This is a genomic window from Mycobacterium sp. NGS26, assembly GCF_059813025.1.
This window is the reverse complement of record NZ_JCALDU010000002.1, coordinates 309483-327952: the sequence shown is the minus strand read 5'-3', so window position 1 is coordinate 327952 and position 18470 is coordinate 309483. Positions and strand designations below refer to the sequence as shown.

Here is an 18470-nt window from a genome sequence, read left to right as displayed (position 1 = left end):
TCCACGTCGCAGCGGCGCCGTGCCGACCGTCCGAGCCGCGGCTATAGTTCCGCGCGAACCACGCGTTGCGCTCTGACGTCGGGCAGGTGGCGCCCTGCGAGTTCGTAATCGGCGTCATCGTGGAGGACCACTAGACCTTTAGCCGCCGCGGTGCCGCAGATCAGCAGATCGACGACTGACAAGGCCCGCACAGCACCCACTTCTGCGAGCCGGCGCTGCGCCGAATCTATCCACCGCCATACGGATTTCGGCACGGGCACATCGGGATAGACGTCACCAAACATCTGACTCATCTGGTCGAACTCTTCTGCATTCCGCGCCGACCGACAAAACTCGGCCCGTTGCGGTTGGCACGATCCGACAGCCCCACTGAGAAGCGAAAAACTCCATTCCTCGCTGAGTTCAGGCTGTCGTTGGAGGCGCCAAACCGCAGACGAATCCGCAAGAAAGGAGATCAAGACCCAATGGCCTTCTCGTCGGCGCGTGCCGCGAGCCAGCCTTCATAATCCCAACCCTTTGCGTGCTCGCGAGACCGGGCCAGCGCCTCGATGCGCCGAAATCGCTCGACGTAGTCCCGCATCGCGAGGTTCACTGCTTCCTTTTTGGTATGCACTCCGGCGATTCGCATGACTTCGGCCAGCGCGTCGTCGTCGAGGTCGATTTGCGTCACCGACACGACAGCCTCCAACGTTGGTGATGTATGAATTGTTGGTGATGTATGAATTCAGCATATATCGCCAACACGCTCCTCCTCAGACGCGTCGGCGCTCCCGTTCGGCGGCCAACTCGGCAAGGACGACCTCACACGCCAGGTTCTGGTCGTAGCCACGCCGCACCAGCATGCCGACCAGCCTGCGGCTCACCCTCGCGTCGACCTGGCTCAGCGTCTCCCGTCGCAGCCTGGCCCGCACCAGCTGCTCGGCCCGGTCTCGCTCGGCGCCGGTGTCGATCCCGGCCAGCGCCGTGGTGATCACGTCGTCGTCGACGCCCTTGGTGCGCAGCTCCGCGGCCAGCGTGCGCTTGCTTTTCCCCACGTTGGCCCGCCGGGAGTGCACCCAGTGCTGGGCAAAGTCGGCGTCATCCACCAGGCCGGCGGCGGCCAGCCGGTCCAGCACCCGGGCGCTGACGTCGTCGGGGTAACCGCGTTTGGCCAGCTGACTGGACAACTCGGCGCGGGTGCGCGACCTCGCGGTGAGCAGGCGCAGGCACAACGCCCGCGCCTGCTCCTCGCGCGATGGCTCAGAAGTCGACGGGAGCGGGGAGGACATCGCCGGAGGGATCATCCGTCACGACCGCGCCAATGCCGAGCTTTTCCTTGATCTTCTTCTCGATCTCGTTGGCCACGTCGGCGTTTTCCATCAGGAAGGTGCGGACGTTCTCCTTGCCCTGGCCGAGCTGCTCGCCCTCGTAGGTGAACCAGGAACCGGACTTGCGGATGAAGCCCTGATCCACGCCCATGTCGATCAGCGAGCCCTCCCGGCTGATGCCCCGGCCGTAGAGGATGTCAAACTCGGCCTGTTTGAAGGGCGGGGCGCAGTTGTGCACGACAACGCCTTCCGCGACGAGGTTGTGCAGTTCCTCGACCTCGAGGTCGAACGTCCGTACCCGCCGCGTTGGCAGCACTTCCCGGATCACCGAGTACCGGAGCTCTTCCGCCAGCACATCGTGCAGAAACTTGTCATCCAAGGCATCCGCCAGCGCCTGCACACGGTCCCGGCGGAGACGGCTGCTACCCAAGACCTGCTTCATGCCGCCTCGAGGATCGCCGGCGCCGGCACCGATCATTGCCGCGGCCTCCTGCGCGGTCACGCCACGCTCGTCAAGATAGTTGAGCACGGCATCGGCAATCTCCGACGACAGATATGACGCCTGCGACCCCCGTCGGCGGCCCTGCATGGCTTCTGGGATGGCCTTCGTAAGAGCCATACCGCGCGGCCCCCACATGGGGACTGCGTCGGCGAACGCCGTGACGTTTTCCATACCGGAAACCCGGACCTCGAACACCTGGCGCTTGCTCTGGACCCGTCGGCCGTTGACGATGCTCGGCCGCTTCTGGGTGGGATCGTAATTTCGAACGGTGCTCACGACACCGAATCGCAATAGCAGCCAATGGATTTGGTGCGCAAGCTGTTCGGAGGTCGTCGTGTAACCGACGCGAAGCGCCCCGGTCTGTTCCCTGCTCACCCAGCCGTCGCTCTCGAACAGGCCGAAGAGCAGATTCCCGGCTACGTCGGCGGCGATATCCGGCTCGAAGAACCAGTTCGGAATCGTCTTCTCCCATGCAAGCTTGCCGTGGATACCGGCCCGCCGGCAAAGGTCGAGGACACCGTTGCGCTCACCAGGTCGATGAGCGATCGCCAGTGACATGCGCCCCTGCGGGTGCGCGGCACAACCGAGTTCGGCAGCGATTCGGGTCACGTCATCAATGAGTGCCGGCTGAATATTGATGAAGTTGACCGGGGTCTTACCCCCCACGTAGCCATCCCCGATCAGATAGCCAAGCAGCCGTGCATGATCCGCCGAGATCGGCGCCCGGTCACCAAATCCCTCGAAGCGCCGCGGTTGCGCCACCCGGTCTCCCTTGCGGAGTTCCCCGGCCTGACGCCAGCCGTATTCTGTCAGCACCTTGTGATCGGGCGTGACCCACACGGTTGTGCCTCCGGCGATCCGCAACCCGATCACATCCTGCGTTCCCTGATCGAACCAGGACACCACGGGCCGCGCATGCAGTGTTCCGTCCTTGGCCGCAGCCACGACATGGATCCGCTTGCGCCCATCGACGACGTCCTCGATGCGGTGGGTCGTACCGGTGACCGGATCGAAGATCCGGGTGCCCTCGGCGAGGCACTTGTTCTTGACGAGCTTGACCCGGGTGCGGTTGCCGACCGCGTTGGTGCCGTCCTTGAGCGTCTCGATCCGGCGCACGTCCATGCGCACCGACGCGTAGAACTTCAAAGCCTTTCCGCCCGTCGTCGTTTCTGGACTGCCGAACATCACCCCGATTTTTTCGCGGAGCTGGTTGATGAAGATCGCCGTGGTTCCCGAATTGTTCAGCGCGCCGGTCATTTTCCGCAGCGCCTGGCTCATCAGCCGGGCCTGCAGGCCGACGTGGCTGTCGCCCATCTCGCCCTCGAGCTCCGCGCGCGGCACCAGCGCCGCCACCGAGTCGATGACCAGGATGTCCAGCGCGCCGGAGCGGATCAGCATGTCGGCGATCTCCAGCGCCTGCTCACCGGTGTCGGGCTGGCTGACCAGCAGCGAATCGGTGTCGACTCCGAGCTTCTTGGCGTAGTCGGGGTCCAGGGCGTGCTCGGCGTCGATGAACGCCGCGACGCCGCCGGCGGCCTGGGCGTTGGCCACCGCGTGCAGCGCGACGGTGGTCTTACCCGAGGACTCCGGACCGTAGATCTCCACGACCCTGCCGCGCGGCAGGCCGCCGATGCCCAGGGCCACGTCCAGTGCGATGGATCCGGTCGGGATGACCGATATCGGCTGACGCATCTCGTCGCCGAGACGCATCACCGAGCCTTTCCCGTAGCTCTTTTCGATCTGGGCCATCGCCAGCTCGAGAGCCTTCTCGCGGTCGGGGGCTTGCGTCATGGTGCCTCTCCTTGGTCGGTGTTTCGGTGACCGGTATCGGTCGGTTGGCCGTGACACTAGAGATGGCCACCGACAAGTCCACATCTCCGAACGCTCACCACAGTAGCCGAACACCTGTTCGATTCAAGTTCGACACGCCGCAGCGAACCGGGTGTGGCAACATCGGCTACCGAAAGGCGCCGACGGGGCCTTCAGGAAATCCGACAAGGCCTGAGGAAACCGGTGCGAATCCGGTGCGGTCCCGCCACTGTGATCGGGCTGGGCATGTCCCAACCCGAGAGCCAGATACTCACCGTTGGCGCCTCCTCGACACAACTGGGGCGGATCTCCCCAGAGAGGGTGAGCATGGACATCTCTGCCGAGCTGGCCGAAATATCTTCCTACAAGGGCTTTTTCGCGCTGACCGTGGGCGGTGACGCGGCGGGATGGCATCCGGTGAGGCAGTCCTACGCCGACGGCTGCGCCGATTTGGTCGAGGCCACCGCCCGGCGCTACCGCACGACGGACTTGCGGATCGGCGCCTCCCTGGTGCATCTCGGCCACGCCACCCGGCTGTGGTCACCGGTGCTCGCGTGCGCGCTGGCCCACGGCGTCGTTCCCGATCTCAAGGACCTGCAACGCGCCGACGACGGGGCGCAACTGCGAATGCCCGAGCCCGTCGGGCAAGCCATCGACTCGCCGTCGGCGAATTTGCTGTACCGGATCGTGGTGAAACAGCACATGAAGCCGTTCGCCGCCGGCCTGCGGGTCAAGCTGGCGCCCGCCCTGCTCGCGGGCAACATCGCGTCCGCGCTCGTCGGGGCGTCCCGGGCCCTGCTTTCGGCCCGGCCGGACCTGCGCCGCCCCATCGTCGAGGTCACCAACTCACTGCTGGACACCGGCATGCTGGCCGGAGCCGGCGTCGTCACCGGCCCGCATCTGGGCTTCCGGCGGCGCAGCTGCTGCCTGTTCTACCGCGTCCCCGGCCGGGCGGTCTGCCACGATTGCGTCTTTCGGCGGACACCGCGGCGGGCACGGCGATCCACCCGCCGCTGAGTCACCACTGATCGCGGGGCACGTCGAAGTCGACGCACAACGCCCGCCACACGTCGCGCGGGTCCACGCCGTCCTCGATGGCCTGGGCGGCGGTCCGGCCGTCGAGACCGGTCAGCACGTGATCCACCAGAACCGATGCCCCGTAGGTGGCGCCGAACCGCAACACCACCCTGTCGTTGAACTCCGTCAGCCGCACGCCAGTCAACATACCCAGTCGCTCAGCCCGCAAGGGCCAGCGCGTCGTGGCACACCCGCACCGGGTCGGCGACGCCGGCGATGCCGGCGGCGGCTTCCCGGGCGGCCTCGCGGTAGCCGGGCGAGGACAGCACGTCGTTCGTCGCGGCGGCCAGCGCGCCGGCGGTCAACGGGCGAACCAGCCGCGCGCTCCCCTGCCGGACCACCCGGTTGGCGATCTCCCACTGGTCGCCCCCGCCGGGCACCACCACCAACGGCACCCCGGCCAGCAGCGCCTTGGCCACCGTCCCGTGACCGCCGCCGCAGATCACCACGTCGGCATGCGCCATCAGCTCGTCCTGGCGCCCCAGCCCCACCACAGCCCACGGCGGCACGGTCAGGTCCGATCCGCCCAGCCGCGACACCACCAGGCGCGACCCCGCCGGCAGCGTGTCGCCCGGCGTCAGGCAGTCCAGTGCGACTTCGGCCAGGCCGGCGGTCCCGGTCAGCGCGGTCGACGGCGCGACCACCACCACCGGGCCGGGGCCCGCGGGAACCTCGAGCACCCGCTCGGTCGGCTCGAAGTGCAACGGGCCGACGACGACGGCCTCGTCGGGCCAGTCCGGGCGCGGCACCTCGAGTGCGGGCAGCGTGGCGATCAGCCGGCGCAGCGGGCCGGGATCGACGGCGGGCAACCCGATCTGCAGCCGCACGGCGGCACGCTGCTTGATGCCGGCGCGCCAGGATCGCGCGGTCAGCGCGCGCATCGTGGCATCGCGCAGCCGGCCGCGGACGCCGGCGCCGGGCGCGAGGCCGCTGCCGATCGGCGGCAACCCCTTGGACGGCAGATACAGCGGATGCGGGTTGAGCTCGATCCACGGAATGCCCAGCAGCTCGGCGGCCATCCCCCCGCCCGCCGTGATGACGTCGGACACCACCAGGTCGGGCGCCAGGTCGCGCAGCGCGGGCACGTTGAGCACCGCCATCCGCGCCGCGCGCCGGTGGATCCTGGCCCCGGCGTCGACGTCGTCGTCCAGCGCCGCGAGCCCCTCCAGCGCGACCGCGTCCAGGCCGGCGGCGCGGGCCGCCTCGACCCATTGCCCGCCGGTGAACAGGGTGGGCTCGTCGCCGGCGTCGCGGAAGCGCAGGCACAGCGCGATCGCCGGAAAGGAGTGCCCGGGATCCGGCCCGGCGACCACGGCGACACGCATCCGCCCTACCCTGCCACAGCCACGCTCGAATACGCTGGCCACCATGACCGAGGTGACACAGACAACCGCCGAGAACACCCGCACGGTCGAGGCTTTCCTGAACGCCTTGCAGGAGGAGGACTTCGAGACCATTGAATCGTTGTTCGACGACGACCTCGTCTACGAGAACGTCGGACTTTCGAGGATCCGCGGCGGGCGACGAACGGCGAAGCTGCTGAGCAGGATGCAGGGCCGCGTCGGATTCGAGGTGAAGATCCACCGCATCGCGGCCGACGGTGGCGCGGTGCTCACCGAGCGCACCGACGCGCTGATCTTCGGCCCGCTGCGAATTCAGTTCTGGGCGTGCGGGATCTTCGAGGTCCACAACGGGCGGATCACCCTGTGGCGCGACTACGTCGACGTCTACGACATGCTCAAGGCGACGGTTCGTGGGCTGGCGGCGCTGGTGCTGCCGTCACTGAAGGCATCGTTCTAACGGGCATGACCAAAGACACGGCGCGCACCAAGCCCAACGCGTGGCAATACATCCGCTACTGCTGCGGGCGGCGGCTGCCCGACTCGATGCGGGATTGGGTGCGAAATGACCTGGCGGGCAAGGGCGCCGTCGCCCGGATGATGTTGCGTGTGGCGGTGCCGGCGGTGCTGGTGCTCATTCCGTTCTGGTTCATCCCGACGACGCTGGACGTCCACCTGAGCATGACGCTGCCGATTCTCATTCCGTTCGTGTACTTTTCGCACGCGCTGAACAAGGTGTGGCGCCGGCACATGCTGGCCGTGCACGGCCTCGATCCCGAGCTGGTCGACGAACGCGCCCGCGAGCGCGACGCCCACATCCATCGGTCCTACATCGAACGCTACGGCCCGCGACCGGACGACTAGCCCGGCTCAGCGCCCGGCCAGCCCGCCGAGTTCGTCGAACGCCTGGGCCCAGCCGGTCAGGCGGTCGGTGGCCTCCGCCAGCTCGGCGCGGTAGCGCTGCTGCGAAGCGGCCAACCCCGCGCCGCCGTTGGCCGACGACACCAATTGCGCTGCGGCGGTGACCATTTCGTTGTACTGACGGACGCCCGCACTCAACTGCGCGGTGAACGCGTTGATGGTGGGCACCAGGTAAGACCGCGACGACTCCGAGTACTGCACCGCGCGCTCCATGGACACCACCTCGGCCGCGGTGGCCGCCATGGCCGCCGAGGTCTTGTTGGCCGCCGCGGTCAGGTCGCGGATCTCGTCGGCCGGCAGCATCGCGCCGCGCTCCAGCACACCCAGCAGCGAGAAGAAGCCGCGTTCCGAGGCGCCCAGCGCGTACATCGCCGGCCGGGCGGCCGAACCGGGCGGCGGCAGCCGGCGGGGGCCGGCGGGCCGGCTCGCCGGCAGCGGCTCCGACCGCAGCCACCGGTAGCGCAGCAGCAACAGCGTCGCCGGAATCGCGAGCAGCACCGCGACGGCGCCGGTGATCTCGAGCAGCAGCGCGAACCAGCCCCACGCGGCCAGCACCGCCGTCAGCACCGCCCAGAACACGCACCCGGCGGCGAATATCAGGCCCCACCGCAGCGCGCGGCGGCGGCGGCGCAGCAGCCGCGCGCGCGGGTCCGCGGCGGCGCTGATCTTGCGGGCCACCAGGTCGGAAAGGTCGGCGGCGGTGTCCAGAGCCCGCTGCAACAGCGCGCGCAGGGACCCGCGCTGGGTCGCGTTCACCGCCATTTCCGGACCGTCGCGGCTCAGGACTGGCCGAAGGGCTTCTCGGCGGCCTGCCCGCTGGTCTCGGCGGGCGCCGGGGTGGCCTGGGTGGCTCCGGGCGCGGCGGCGGTGCCGCCGGCCGGCAGGGCCTCGCCGCGCATCGACGCGCGGATCTGCTCCAGCCGCGAGTGACCGGCCATCTGCACGCCGGCCTGCTCGACCTCGAGCATCCGCCCCTGCACCGAACCCTGCGCGAGCTCGGCCGCGCCGATCGCGTTGGCGTACCGGCGTTCGATCTTGTCGCGCACCTCGTCGAGGCTCGGGACGTTGCCCGGGGCGGCGATCTCGCTCATCGACCGCAGCGACGCGCTGACCTGTTCCTGCATCTTCGCCTGCTCGAGCTGGCTGAGCAGCTTGGTGCGCTCGGCGATCTTCTGCTGCAGCACCATCGCGTTCTGCTCGACGGCCTTCTTGGCCTGGGCCGCGGCGGACAGCGCCTGGTCGTGCAGCGTCTTGAGGTCCTCGACGCTCTGCTCGGCGGTCACCAGCTGGGCCGCGAACGCCTCGGCGGCGTTGTTGTACTCGGTGGCCTTGGCGGTGTCGCCGGACGCGGTGGCCTGGTCGGCCAGGGTCAGCGCCTGGCGCACATTGACCTGCAGTTTCTCGATGTCCGCCAATTGCCGGTTGAGCCGCATCTCGAGCTGGCGCTGGTTGCCGATCACCTGCGCCGCCTGCTGGGTCAGCGCCTGGTGGGTGCGCTGGGCTTCCTCGATGGCCTGCTGGATCTGGACTTTGGGGTCGGCGTGCTCGTCAATTTTCGCGTTGAACAACGCCATGACGTACTTCCACGCTTTGACGAACGGGTTAGCCATCTGTCAGCTCCGCCTCCGCTACTCGTGGGCCGGGTGGGCCCCGGATGGGCTCGTGGGAACCCTGCCGCTCAATTTAGTGGGGCGCTCAGACGACCGCCAGCGACGCCACCGGCGGAATGACGACCTTGGTGGCGGGGTCGATTTTGGTGGCTGCGTCGACGGTGGCTGCCTCGACGGTGGAACCGCTTGCCACGGCGTCCGGCTTGCGGTGGGCGGCGCGCTCCTCGCTCGCCATCCGCTCACCCGCGTCGGTGAGCACCGTCGACAGCGGGACGTCCAGCGCGTCGCAGATCGCGTTGAGCAGCTCGCTGGACGGCTCCTTGCGGCCGCGCTCCACCTCGGACAGGTACCCGAGGCTCACCCGGGCCGAATCCGACACCTCGCGCAACGTCCGTCCCTGCGTCGTCCGGGCCAGGCGCAACACGTCGCCGATGACCTCGCGAACCAATGGCGGCATCCCCGCTCTCCTTCGTCAATCGGCCCTGCTCGACACGAAATGGGCCCGAATCATCATGGGCCTCATTAGGTGAACGCCGGCGGCGGTGCCCTGGTTCCCGGTCAGGTCGTCTGACGGACTTCCCGGACGGTCGAGGCGACGTAGTCGATGCCGGTCACCACCGTGAGCACGATCGCCACGGCCATCACCACCGACGCCGCCACCAGGAACGGTCCCGACAGCGGCAGCACGAACAACCCGATCGCCAGCGCCTGGACCACGGTCTTGAGCTTGCCGCCCCAACTGGCCGGAATGACCCCGCGCCGAATCACCGCCAACCGCAACAGGGTCACCCCGAGCTCGCGGGTCAGGATCAGCACGGTGACCCACCACGGCAGGTCGCCCAGCATCGACAACCCGATCAGCGCCGCCCCGATCAGCGTCTTGTCGGCGACGGGGTCGGCGAACGCGCCGAACTCGGTCGCCATGCCGAAGTTGCGGGCCAGCAGGCCGTCCAGCCGATCGGTGATGATGGCAACCGTGAAGATCACGAAAGCGACTATGCGCCCGGCGATTTCGTGGCCGTCGCCGGCGAACAGCGCGAGCAGGAAGATCGGGACCAGCACCAGCCGCAGCAGCGTGAGGATGTTCGCGAGGTTGGCTATTCGGGCGCGTCGGACCATCGGAGGTGTTTGCGGCTGCCCCGACACCGCAACAGAATAACGGTTGACCAGCGCGGCCGTCCCCGATGTCAATACTGTTGACCCGTGACCGAAAGCCAACAGGATCACCGGCCGGTGGTCCGGCGCGCGCGAACCTCCGATGTCCCGGCGATCAAACAGCTCGTCGACACCTATGCCGGAAAGATCCTGCTGGAGAAGAACCTGGTCACCCTCTATGAGGCCGTCCAGGAATTCTGGGTGGCCGAACTCGCAGGAAAAGTGGTCGGTTGCGGCGCTTTGCACGTGCTGTGGTCGGATCTCGGCGAGATCCGCACCGTCGCGGTCGACCCGGCCGTGACCGGCCGCGGCATCGGCCACGCGATCGTCGACCGGCTGCTCGAGGTCGCCCGCGAGCTGCAGCTGCAGCGGCTGTTCGTGCTGACCTTCGAAACCGAGTTCTTCGGCAGGCACGGGTTCACCGAGATCGAGGGCACGCCCGTCACCGCCGAGGTGTTCGAGGAGATGTGCCGGTCCTACGACATCGGGGTCGCCGAATTCCTGGACCTGAGCTACGTCAAGCCCAACATCCTGGGCAACTCCCGGATGCTGCTGGTTTTGTAGTCGCCGAGAGTGAAACTGTTGCGAAATCGGGCGCGACTTTTCGCAACAGCTTCACGTTCGGCGCTACTGGGGGCCGGGGTCGGAGCCGCCATCCGAGCCCCGGATCGCGGCCAGCGTGGCGGCCAGCTCGTCGGGCTTGACCAGCACGTCGCGCGCCTTGGATCCCTCGGACGGCCCGACGATGCCGCGGGTCTCCATCAGGTCCATCAGCCGGCCCGCCTTGGCGAAGCCCACCCGCAGCTTGCGCTGCAGCATCGACGTCGAGCCGAACTGGCTGGACACCACCAGCTCGACGGCCTGCAGGAACACGTCCATGTCGTCGCCGATGTCGGGGTCGACGTCGGTGCGCTCGCTGGTGGGCTTGGCGGTGGTCACGCCCTCGGTGTATTCGGGCTCGGCCTGGTCCTTGCAGGCGTTGACGACGGCGTGGATCTCCTCGTCGGTGATGTAGGCGCCCTGCAACCGCAGCGGCTTGCTCGCGCCCATCGGCAGGAACAGCCCGTCGCCCATCCCGATCAGCTTCTCCGCGCCGGCCTGGTCCAGGATCACCCGGGAATCGGTGAGCGACGACGTCGCGAACGACAGCCGGGCCGGCACGTTGGTCTTGATCAGCCCGGTGACCACGTCCACCGACGGGCGCTGGGTGGCCAGCACCAGGTGGATGCCCGCGGCGCGGGCCTTCTGGGTGATCCGCACGATGGCGTCCTCGACGTCGCGCGGCGAGGTCATCATCAGGTCGGCCAGCTCGTCGACGATCGCCACCACGTACGGGTACGGCCGGTACTCGCGCTGGCTGCCCAGCGGCGTGGTGATCTCGCCGGATCGCACCTTGGCGTTGAAGTCGTCGATGTGACGCACCCGCGACGCCTGCATGTCCTGGTAGCGCTGCTCCATCTCCTCGACCAGCCACGCCAGCGCGGCCGCCGCCTTCTTCGGCTGGGTGATGATCGGGGTGATCAGATGCGGAATGCCCTCGTACGGCGTCAGTTCCACCATCTTCGGGTCGATCAGGATCATCCTGACCTCCTCCGGGGTGGCCCGGGTCAGCAGCGACACCAGCATGGAGTTGACGAAGCTCGACTTGCCCGAACCCGTGGAGCCGGCCACCAGCAGGTGCGGCATCTTGGCCAGGTTGGCCGAGATGAAATCGCCCTCGATGTCCTTGCCCAGCCCGATCACCAGCGGGTGGTGGTCGCGGCGGGTCGAGGGCGCGGTGAGCACGTCGGCCAGGCGCACCATCTCGCGGTCGGTGTTGGGAACCTCGATGCCGACGGCCGACTTGCCGGGGATGGGGGCCAGCATGCGGACGCTCTCGGTGGCCACCGCGTAGGCGATGTTCTTCTGCAGGGCCGTGATCTTCTCCACCTTGACGCCGGGTCCCAGCTCGACCTCGTAGCGGGTGACGGTGGGCCCGCGGGTGCAGCCGGTGACGGCCGCGTCGACCTTGAACTGGGTGAGCACCTCGCCGATGGCGGTGGCCATGTGGTTGTTGGCCGCGCTGCGCTTCTTGGGCGGGTCGCCGGCGATCAGCAGGTCCAGCGACGGCAGCGTGTAGGGGCCCTCGACGACGCGGTCGGTGGCCTGGGTCTGCTTGCGGGAGCCGCGCCGGCCGCGCGTGACGGCCTGCCGGAAGGCGGGTTCGGGCACGGTGGGGGTCTCGTCGTACGTGTCGTCCCCGGCGCCCTCCGACGCCCACGCCTGCGGCTCCGGGTCGAAAGGCGCCTCCTCCTCGTCGTCGAACTCGCCGGCGTAGTCGTATGCGGGTTCGTCGTAGTCGGCGTCGTAATCGGCTTCGCCGACCAGGCGGGTGCCGATCATGGCGCGCACCACGTCGGGCACCTCCCGGATGGTGGTCCCGGTCAGCAGCAGCAGGCCGAACATGAACCCGATGAACAGCAGCGGCGCGGCGATCCAGGCCGTCAGCCCGTCGGACAGCGGACCCCCGATGGCAAAGCCGATGAATCCCGCTGCGCGACGCCGCAATTCGGGATCGGCCGGGGATCCCGACCACAGGTGGCGCAGGCCGAGCACCGACAGGGCGATCAGGCTCGCGCCGAGAATCAGCCGGGGCCGCGCCTCGGGGTTGGGCTGAGTCCGCATCAGCACCACCGCCACGCCGGCCAGGACCACCGGCAGCGCCAGGACGGCCGACCCGATGAACGTCCGGAACACGACGTCGACCCAGGCGCCGATCGGCCGGGCGGCGTCGAACCAGGAGCTGGCCGCGACCACGACGGCGAGGCCGAGCAGCACCAGCGCGACGCCGTCGCGGCGATGCCCGGGGTCGATGTCGCGGGCCCGTCCGATCGATCGCGCCGCGCCGCCGGTGCCGCGCGCCGCCATCAGCCAGGTCGCGCGGGCGGCCCGGCCGCAGGTCAGTCCCGCGGCCACCAGCAGCGACCGGTTGCGTCGTTTGGCGGGCCTGCCCACCCTGCGGCGGGGTGCTGCTGGTTTCGCACCCCGGGACCTGCCCCGCGAAGTGGCCTTTGACCTGCTCGTTCGGGTTCGAGAGCGGGCGGCGGTCTTACTAGCCATGGGGGCAAGGGTAGTCGTAAACACATCATCTGCACCACCCGCCACACTGGTAACGCCGGGTAGGGTGACGGACGGTGATCAAAGTCATGCCGCCAGCCACGCCAGCACCCACCCCGACCAGGAGGCCCTAGCATGCCCGTCGTCGTCGTCGCCACCATGACCGTCAAACCCGAATCGGTCGACACCGTCCGCGACATCCTCATCCGCGCGGTCGAGGAAGTGCACGACGAGCCCGGCTGCCAGCTTTACTCGCTGCACGAGACGGGCGAGACGTTCGTGTTCGTCGAGCAATGGGCCGACCCCGAGGCGCTCAAGGCGCACAGCACCGCGCCCGCGATCGGCAAGATGTTCGCGGCGGCCGGGGAGCACCTGGCCGGGGCGCCGGACATCAAGATGCTGCAGCCGGTGCCCGCGGGCGACCCCGGCAAGGGGCAGCTGCGCGCCTGATGGGCCGGCCACTCGACGGGAAGGTCGCGTTCATCACCGGCGCCGCGCGGGGTCAGGGCCGCGCGCACGCCGTTCGGCTGGCCGCCGACGGGGCGAGCATCATCGCCGTCGACCTGTGCGAGCAGATCGCCAGCGTCCCCTACCCCCTGGCCACCGCGGACGACCTGGCGGCCACGGTCAAGCTCGTCGAGGACACCGGCGCCCGCATCGTCGCCAGGCAGGGCGACGTCCGCGATCCCGAATCGCTGTCGGCCGCTTTGGCGGCCGGCCTCGACGAGTTCGGCCGGCTCGACATCGTGGTGGCCAACGCCGGCATCGCCCCGATGCAATCGGCCGACGGCTGGCGCGACGTCATCGACGTCAACCTCACCGGCGTGTACCACACCGTCGAGGCCGCGATACCGACGATGACCTCCCAGGGCACCGGCGGTTCGATCGTGCTGATCAGTTCGGCCGCCGGGCTGGCCGGCATCGGCAGCGCCGATGCCGGCTCCGTCGGCTACACCGCGGCCAAGCACGGCGTGGTCGGGCTAATGCGCGTGTACGCGAATCTGCTTGCCCGGCACGACATCCGGGTCAACTCGATACACCCGTCCGGCGTCGACACCCCGATGATCAACAACGAGTTCACCCGGCAGTGGCTGGCCCAGCTGGTCGCCGACTCCGATTCGCCGCCCGACATGGGCAACGCGCTGCCGGTGCAGGTGATGCAATCCGACGACATCGCCAACGCGGTGGCATGGCTGGTGTCCGACCAGGCCCGCTACATCACCGGCGTCACGCTGCCGGTCGATGCGGGCTTCCTGAACAAGAAGTAGCCATGGCGCGAAACCCCGTGGCGCAGACGGCCTTCGGCCCCATGGTGTTGGCGGCCGTCGAACAGAACGAGCCGCCCGGACGCCGCCTGGTCGACGACGACCTGGCCGACCTGTTCCTGCCGGCCCCGCTGCGCTGGCTGGTCGCCGCGACCCGGGTGGCGCCGGTGCGCCGCCTGATGATTCGCGGCTCGGAGTTCACCGGCCCCGGGTTGTGGGTCAACATGGCCTGCCGCAAGCGCTTCATCGAAGACAAGCTCGCCGAAGCGCTCGGCGACGGCGACGCCATCGACGCGGTCGTGATCCTGGGCGCCGGGTTCGACACCCGCCCCTACCGGCTGACCCGACGGGTCCGCATCCCGGTGTTCGAGGTGGACCTGCCGGTCAACATCGCCAGGAAGATCAAGGCCGTCCGGCGGGCGCTCGGCGCCCCGCCGCTGTCAGTTCGGTTGGTGGCACTGGACTTCGAACGCGACGACCTGCTCACCGCCCTGGCCGAGCACGGCTATCGCCCCGATTACCGCGCGTTCTTCATCTGCGAGGGCGTCACCCAATACCTCACCGAGGACGGCGTCCGGCGGACCCTGGAGGGGCTGCGCGCGGCCGCGCCGGGCAGCCGATTGGTGTTCACCTACGTCCGCCGCGACTTCATCGACGGGACGAATCGCTACGGCACCCGGACCCTGTATCGCAATGTCCGTGAGCGCCAACAACTGTGGCGCTTCGGCTTGCAGCCCGACGAGGTCGCCGGATTCATCGGCGATTACGGCTGGCGGCTGGTGGAGCAGGCCGGGCCCGACGAGTTTCTTAGCCGCTACGTCGAGCCCGCGGGCCGCAAGCTCACCGCGTCGCAGCTGGAATGGTCGGCCTACGCGGAGAAGATCTGACGGAAACGACCTAACGCTCCGCGAGACTGTAACTGCCGACGTTCCCTCTCGGGAAACGTGTCGGCAGTTACAGTTTCGCGAACCAAGACCCTTTAGACCTCGATGACGGTGGGCACGATCATCGGCTGCCGGCGGTAGGTCTCGCCCACCCACTTGCCGACGGTCCGTCGCACCGCCTGCGCGATGCGGTTGGGGTCGGTCACGTCGGCGGCGGCCAGGGATTCCAGCTCCGCCTCGACCTTGCGGGCGGCGGGCTCGAGCGCTTTGGGGTCCTCGGAGAATCCGCGCGAATGCAGGTGCGGCGCGGCGACCGGGCGCCCGGTGCCACGCTTGACCACCACGGTGACCGCGACGAAACCCGAAGACAGGATGAGTCTTTCGCCCAGGGTGATGTCGCCGACGTCGCCGGTGATCAGCCCGTCGACGAACATCTGGCCGACCGGCACCGCCCCGGCGATGGAGGCCTTGCCGGCGACCAGGTCGACGCTGACGCCGTTCTCGGCCAACAGGATCGACTCCGGCGGCACCCCGGTGCTGGCCGCCAGCTTGGCGTTGGCCCGCAGCATCCGCCAGGTGCCGTGCACGGGCATCACGTTGCGCGGGCGCACCCCGTTGTAGAGGAACAGCAGCTCGCCGGAGTAGGCGTGACCCGAAACATGCACCCGCGCTTGGGCATTGGTGACCACCCGGGCGCCGATCTTGGACAGCGCATCGATCACGCCGTAGACCGCCTCCTCGTTGCCGGGGATCAGCGACGACGACAACACGATGAGGTCGCCCGACGTCAGCGTGATGCTGCGATGCTCGCCGCGCGACATGCGCGACAACGCCGACATCGGCTCGCCCTGGGTGCCGGTGGTGATCAGCACGACCCGGTCGGGCGGCATCATCTCGGCGGCCGCGATGTCGATCACGTCGGAATCGGCCACCCGCAGAAAACCCAGTTCGCGGGCGATCCCCATGTTGCGCACCATGGATCGCCCGACGAACGACACCCGCCGGCCCAACGCCACCGCGGCGTCGATGATCTGCTGCACTCGGTCCACGTTGGAGGCGAAGCACGCAACGATGACGCGCCCGTCCGCGCCCCGGATCAGCCGGTGCAGCGTCGGGCCCACCTCGCTTTCCGACGGCCCGACGCCGGGGAGCTCGGAATTTGTTGAGTCGCACAGGAACAGGTCCACGCCGGCGTCGCCGAGCCGGGACATGCCGGGCAGGTCGGTGGGGCGGCCGTCGAGGGGCAGCTGGTCCAGCTTGATGTCGCCGGTGTGCAAAACCGTTCCCGCGCCGGTGTATACGGCGATCGCCAGCGCGTCCGGGATGGAATGGTTGACGGCGAAGTATTCGCACTCGAACACGCCGTGGCGGGTGCTTTGCCCCTCCTTGACCTCGACGAACACCGGCTTGATGCGGTGCTCGCGGCATTTCGCGGCGACCAGCGCCAGGGTGAACTTCGAGCCGACGACGGGGATGTCGGGCCGCAGCTTGAGCAAAAACGGGATCGCCCCGATGTGGTCCTCGTGCGCGTGGGTCAGCACCAGCGCCTCGACGTCGTCGAGCCGGTCCTCGATGTGGCGCAGGTCGGGCAGGATCAGGTCGACCCCGGGCTCGTCATGGGTGGGAAACATCACCCCGCAGTCGATGATCAGCAGCCGGCCCAGGTGCTCGAAAACCGTCATGTTGCGGCCGATTTCGCTGATGCCGCCCAGCGCGGTGACCCGCAACCCACCCGCGGTCAGCGGACCCGGTGGGGTGAGGTCTACATCCACTTGCTCACCTGAGCACCGAGGCCGCGCGCATGTCGGCGGCCAGCGCGTCGCTCTGCTCCGGCGTCGCCGCCATCTGCGGCAGCCGCGGGTCGCCGACGTCGAAGCCCTGCAGGCGCAGGCCCGCCTTGGACATCGTCACCCCGCCCAGCCGGGCCATCGCATCGCACAGCGGGGCGAGGCCGACGTTGATCTTGCGGGCGGTGGCGATGTCGCCGGAACCGAAGGCGGACAACAACTCTCGCAGCTGACCGGCCGCCAGGTGCGAGATCACGCTGATGAAGCCGGTGGCGCCCATCGCCAGCCACGGCAGGTTCAGCGCGTCGTCGCCGGAGTAGTAGGCCAGCCCGGTCTCGGCCATGATCTGGCCGCCGGCGTGCAGATCGCCCTTGGCGTCCTTGATTCCGACGATGTTCGGGTGCGCGGCCAGCCCGTGGATGGTCTCGGTCTGGATCGGTATCACCGAGCGCGGCGGAATGTCGTAGAGCAGCACCGGCAGCTCGGTCGCGTCGGCGACGGCGGTGAAATGCGCGATCAGCCCGCTCTGCGGCGGCTTCGAATAGTACGGGGTGACCACCAGCAGGCCGTGGGCGCCCTCGGCCGCGGCGGCCTTGGCCAGCCGGATGCTGTGCGCGGTGTCGTAGGTGCCGGCGCCGGCGATCACCCGGGCGCGGTCCCCCACCGCCTCGAGCACGGCGCGCAACAGGTCGCGCTTCTCGTCGTCGGTGGTGGTCGGCGACTCGCCGGTGGTTCCGGAGATCACCAGGCCATCGCAGCCGGCTTCCACCAGGTGGTTCGCCAGCCGGGCGGCAGTAGTGAGGTCGACCGTCCCGTCGGCGCCGAACGGCGTCACCATCGCGGTCAGCAGAGTTCCCAGGCGCGCCGGGGCGTCGAATCCGACGGTACTCACGGTGTTCAGGCTACCTGGCGGCGGCAAGCCATTTGGTACCCGCCGCCCCGGCCGTGTCCCGGTGAGCGGCCTCAGGCTTCGGTAGCCAACGGGCTGGTGGCGACCTCGGTGCCGTCGGCCAGGGTGGAGATCTCGAAGTCGGCGAACACCGCGGGCGCGACCCCCGCGAGCTGCCGCAGGCACTCGATGGCCAGCCGCCGGATCTCCACGTCGGCGTGCTCGCTGGCCCGCATCGCGATGAAGTGCCGCCACGCCCGGTAATTGCCGGTCACCACGATGCGGGTTTCCGTCGCGTTGGGCAGCACCGCGCGCGCGGCCTGGCGGGCCTGCTTGCGGCGCAGGATCGCGTTGGGCTGATCGGCGAACTTGGCCTCCAGCCTGGCCAGCAGGTCGGCGTAGGTCGCGCGGCTGGCGTCGGCGGCGGCCGCCAGGATCGCCTGCAGCTCGGGGTCGTCCTCCATGCCCGGCGGCACGACGACCCGCGAGTCCCGTTCCGGGACATAGCGCTGCGAGAGCTGCGAGTAGGAGAAGTGCCGGTGCCGGATCAGCTCGTGCGTGCAGGACCGGGACAGACCGGTGATGTAGAACGACACGCTCGCGTGCTCGAGCACCGAGAAGTGGCCGACGTCGATGATGTGCCGGATGTAGCCGGCGTTGGTCGCGGTCTTGGGGTTGGGCTTCGACCAGCTCTGGTAGCAGGCCCGGCCGGCGAACTCGACCAGCGCGGGACCGCCGTCGGCGTCGGTGCTCCACGGCACGTCGGGGGGTGCCAGGAACTCGGTCTTGGCGATCAGTTGCACGCGCATCGGCGCCAGCTCGGCCACG

19 protein-coding genes, 2 pseudogenes and 1 riboswitch are annotated in these 18470 nt (G+C 68.9%); of the genes and pseudogenes, 7 read left to right on the top strand and 14 right to left on the bottom strand.

All coding sequences use genetic code 11. The features are described 5' to 3' along the window. Positions 1-41: 41 nt before the first annotated feature. The 4 genes and pseudogenes from AC5Y6X_RS07660 to recA all read right to left on the bottom strand — a co-directional run bounded on the left by AC5Y6X_RS07660 (position 42) and on the right by recA (position 3600). Positions 42-390: pseudogene (locus AC5Y6X_RS07660) on the bottom strand (PIN domain-containing protein). Positions 391-523: 133 nt separating this feature from the next. Then, positions 524-676 (bottom strand): annotated as a pseudogene (locus AC5Y6X_RS07655) (type II toxin-antitoxin system VapB family antitoxin); the annotation flags it as partial. Between the two features lie 76 nt (positions 677-752). Continuing rightward, positions 753-1268, bottom strand: coding sequence for a recombination regulator RecX (gene recX / locus AC5Y6X_RS07650; RefSeq protein ID WP_499985674.1), 516 nt, complete (start codon positions 1266-1268; stop codon positions 753-755). Further along, positions 1240-3600 carry an intein-containing recombinase RecA gene (gene recA, locus AC5Y6X_RS07645; RefSeq protein WP_499985672.1) on the bottom strand — a complete coding sequence of 787 codons (2361 nt, stop codon included), beginning with the start codon at positions 3598-3600 and terminating at the stop codon, positions 1240-1242. Before recA ends, recX begins: the two co-directional genes overlap by 29 nt. A gap of 166 nt (positions 3601-3766) precedes the next feature. Continuing rightward, positions 3767-3911, top strand: a riboswitch (cobalamin riboswitch). Positions 3912-3945: 34 nt separating this feature from the next. Here recA and AC5Y6X_RS07640 point away from each other — a divergent pair. Next, entirely contained in the window at positions 3946-4635 is a 690-nt protein-coding gene (locus AC5Y6X_RS07640; protein ID WP_499985670.1) for a (2Fe-2S)-binding protein, read from the top strand. 1 nt (position 4636) lies between these two features. Here AC5Y6X_RS07640 and AC5Y6X_RS07635 read toward each other — a convergent pair whose 3' ends face one another. Together AC5Y6X_RS07635 and AC5Y6X_RS07630 are read right to left on the bottom strand one after the other, a co-directional pair. Then, positions 4637-4831 (bottom strand): DUF3046 domain-containing protein, encoded by a 195-nt coding sequence (locus AC5Y6X_RS07635; RefSeq protein WP_499985669.1) that lies wholly within the window; start codon positions 4829-4831, stop codon positions 4637-4639. 22 nt (positions 4832-4853) lie between these two features. Next, positions 4854-6020: a glycosyltransferase gene (locus AC5Y6X_RS07630; RefSeq protein ID WP_499985667.1), complete on the bottom strand. Its 1167-nt coding sequence runs from the start codon at positions 6018-6020 to the stop codon at positions 4854-4856. Positions 6021-6063: 43 nt separating this feature from the next. Between AC5Y6X_RS07630 and AC5Y6X_RS07625 the strand changes: the two genes are divergently transcribed. Beyond that, positions 6064-6495: a limonene-1,2-epoxide hydrolase gene (locus AC5Y6X_RS07625; protein ID WP_499985665.1), complete on the top strand. Its 432-nt coding sequence runs from the start codon at positions 6064-6066 to the stop codon at positions 6493-6495. Between the two features lie 5 nt (positions 6496-6500). Beyond that, positions 6501-6899, top strand: coding sequence for a DUF5313 domain-containing protein (locus AC5Y6X_RS07620; RefSeq protein WP_499985664.1), 399 nt, complete (start codon positions 6501-6503; stop codon positions 6897-6899). Between the two features lie 6 nt (positions 6900-6905). Here the strand turns inward: AC5Y6X_RS07620 and pspM are convergent, their stop codons facing one another. The 4 genes from pspM to pgsA form a co-directional block, all read right to left on the bottom strand. Next, positions 6906-7718 (bottom strand): phage shock envelope stress response protein PspM, encoded by an 813-nt coding sequence (gene pspM / locus AC5Y6X_RS07615; RefSeq protein WP_499985662.1) that lies wholly within the window; start codon positions 7716-7718, stop codon positions 6906-6908. Between the two features lie 17 nt (positions 7719-7735). Then, positions 7736-8566: a phage shock protein PspA gene (gene pspA, locus AC5Y6X_RS07610; protein WP_499985661.1), complete on the bottom strand. Its 831-nt coding sequence runs from the start codon at positions 8564-8566 to the stop codon at positions 7736-7738. Positions 8567-8651: 85 nt separating this feature from the next. Then, positions 8652-9023 (bottom strand): transcriptional regulator ClgR, encoded by a 372-nt coding sequence (gene clgR / locus AC5Y6X_RS07605; protein ID WP_499985660.1) that lies wholly within the window; start codon positions 9021-9023, stop codon positions 8652-8654. A gap of 101 nt (positions 9024-9124) precedes the next feature. Beyond that, entirely contained in the window at positions 9125-9685 is a 561-nt protein-coding gene (gene pgsA, locus AC5Y6X_RS07600) for a CDP-diacylglycerol--glycerol-3-phosphate 3-phosphatidyltransferase (RefSeq protein WP_499985659.1), read from the bottom strand. A gap of 84 nt (positions 9686-9769) precedes the next feature. On the opposite strand from pgsA, the gene AC5Y6X_RS07595 reads away from it, so the two are divergent. Then, positions 9770-10285: an amino-acid N-acetyltransferase gene (locus AC5Y6X_RS07595; RefSeq protein WP_499985658.1), complete on the top strand. Its 516-nt coding sequence runs from the start codon at positions 9770-9772 to the stop codon at positions 10283-10285. Positions 10286-10348: 63 nt separating this feature from the next. Here the strand turns inward: AC5Y6X_RS07595 and AC5Y6X_RS07590 are convergent, their stop codons facing one another. Further along, complete coding sequence (locus tag AC5Y6X_RS07590) at positions 10349-12820, bottom strand: FtsK/SpoIIIE family DNA translocase (protein ID WP_499985656.1); 2472 nt, start codon at positions 12818-12820, stop codon at positions 10349-10351. 132 nt (positions 12821-12952) lie between these two features. Between AC5Y6X_RS07590 and AC5Y6X_RS07585 the strand changes: the two genes are divergently transcribed. From AC5Y6X_RS07585 to AC5Y6X_RS07575, 3 genes are read left to right on the top strand one after another with little or no spacing between them, the layout of a single operon-like run. Then, positions 12953-13267, top strand: coding sequence for a putative quinol monooxygenase (locus tag AC5Y6X_RS07585; protein ID WP_324680538.1), 315 nt, complete (start codon positions 12953-12955; stop codon positions 13265-13267). Beyond that, positions 13264-14085, top strand: coding sequence for a mycofactocin-coupled SDR family oxidoreductase (locus AC5Y6X_RS07580; protein ID WP_324680662.1), 822 nt, complete (start codon positions 13264-13266; stop codon positions 14083-14085). The genes AC5Y6X_RS07585 and AC5Y6X_RS07580 overlap by 4 nt, the downstream gene beginning before the upstream one ends. Positions 14086-14087: 2 nt before the next feature. Then, entirely contained in the window at positions 14088-14969 is an 882-nt protein-coding gene (locus tag AC5Y6X_RS07575; protein WP_324680540.1) for an SAM-dependent methyltransferase, read from the top strand. Between the two features lie 92 nt (positions 14970-15061). Here AC5Y6X_RS07575 and AC5Y6X_RS07570 read toward each other — a convergent pair whose 3' ends face one another. From AC5Y6X_RS07570 to thyX, 3 genes are all read right to left on the bottom strand, one after another. Then, entirely contained in the window at positions 15062-16738 is a 1677-nt protein-coding gene (locus AC5Y6X_RS07570; RefSeq protein WP_499985655.1) for a ribonuclease J, read from the bottom strand. Between the two features lie 4 nt (positions 16739-16742). Next, positions 16743-17645, bottom strand: coding sequence for a 4-hydroxy-tetrahydrodipicolinate synthase (gene dapA, locus AC5Y6X_RS07565; protein WP_499985653.1), 903 nt, complete (start codon positions 17643-17645; stop codon positions 16743-16745). 71 nt (positions 17646-17716) lie between these two features. Next, entirely contained in the window at positions 17717-18469 is a 753-nt protein-coding gene (thyX, locus tag AC5Y6X_RS07560; protein ID WP_499985652.1) for an FAD-dependent thymidylate synthase, read from the bottom strand. Position 18470 lies beyond the last annotated feature (1 nt).

Coding starts and splice junctions, on each gene's coding strand:
- recX (WP_499985674.1), bottom strand. CDS start 1,268: ATGTCCTCCCCGCTCCCGTCGACTTCTGAGCCATCGCGCGAGGAGCAG.
- recA (WP_499985672.1), bottom strand. CDS start 3,600: ATGACGCAAGCCCCCGACCGCGAGAAGGCTCTCGAGCTGGCGATGGCC.
- AC5Y6X_RS07640 (WP_499985670.1), top strand. CDS start 3,946: ATGGACATCTCTGCCGAGCTGGCCGAAATATCTTCCTACAAGGGCTTT.
- AC5Y6X_RS07630 (WP_499985667.1), bottom strand. CDS start 6,020: ATGCGTGTCGCCGTGGTCGCCGGGCCGGATCCCGGGCACTCCTTTCCG.
- AC5Y6X_RS07625 (WP_499985665.1), top strand. CDS start 6,064: ATGACCGAGGTGACACAGACAACCGCCGAGAACACCCGCACGGTCGAG.
- AC5Y6X_RS07620 (WP_499985664.1), top strand. CDS start 6,501: ATGACCAAAGACACGGCGCGCACCAAGCCCAACGCGTGGCAATACATC.
- pspM (WP_499985662.1), bottom strand. CDS start 7,718: ATGGCGGTGAACGCGACCCAGCGCGGGTCCCTGCGCGCGCTGTTGCAG.
- pspA (WP_499985661.1), bottom strand. CDS start 8,566: ATGGCTAACCCGTTCGTCAAAGCGTGGAAGTACGTCATGGCGTTGTTC.
- clgR (WP_499985660.1), bottom strand. CDS start 9,023: ATGCCGCCATTGGTTCGCGAGGTCATCGGCGACGTGTTGCGCCTGGCC.
- pgsA (WP_499985659.1), bottom strand. CDS start 9,685: ATGGTCCGACGCGCCCGAATAGCCAACCTCGCGAACATCCTCACGCTG.
- AC5Y6X_RS07590 (WP_499985656.1), bottom strand. CDS start 12,820: ATGGCTAGTAAGACCGCCGCCCGCTCTCGAACCCGAACGAGCAGGTCA.
- AC5Y6X_RS07585 (WP_324680538.1), top strand. CDS start 12,953: ATGCCCGTCGTCGTCGTCGCCACCATGACCGTCAAACCCGAATCGGTC.
- AC5Y6X_RS07575 (WP_324680540.1), top strand. CDS start 14,088: ATGGCGCGAAACCCCGTGGCGCAGACGGCCTTCGGCCCCATGGTGTTG.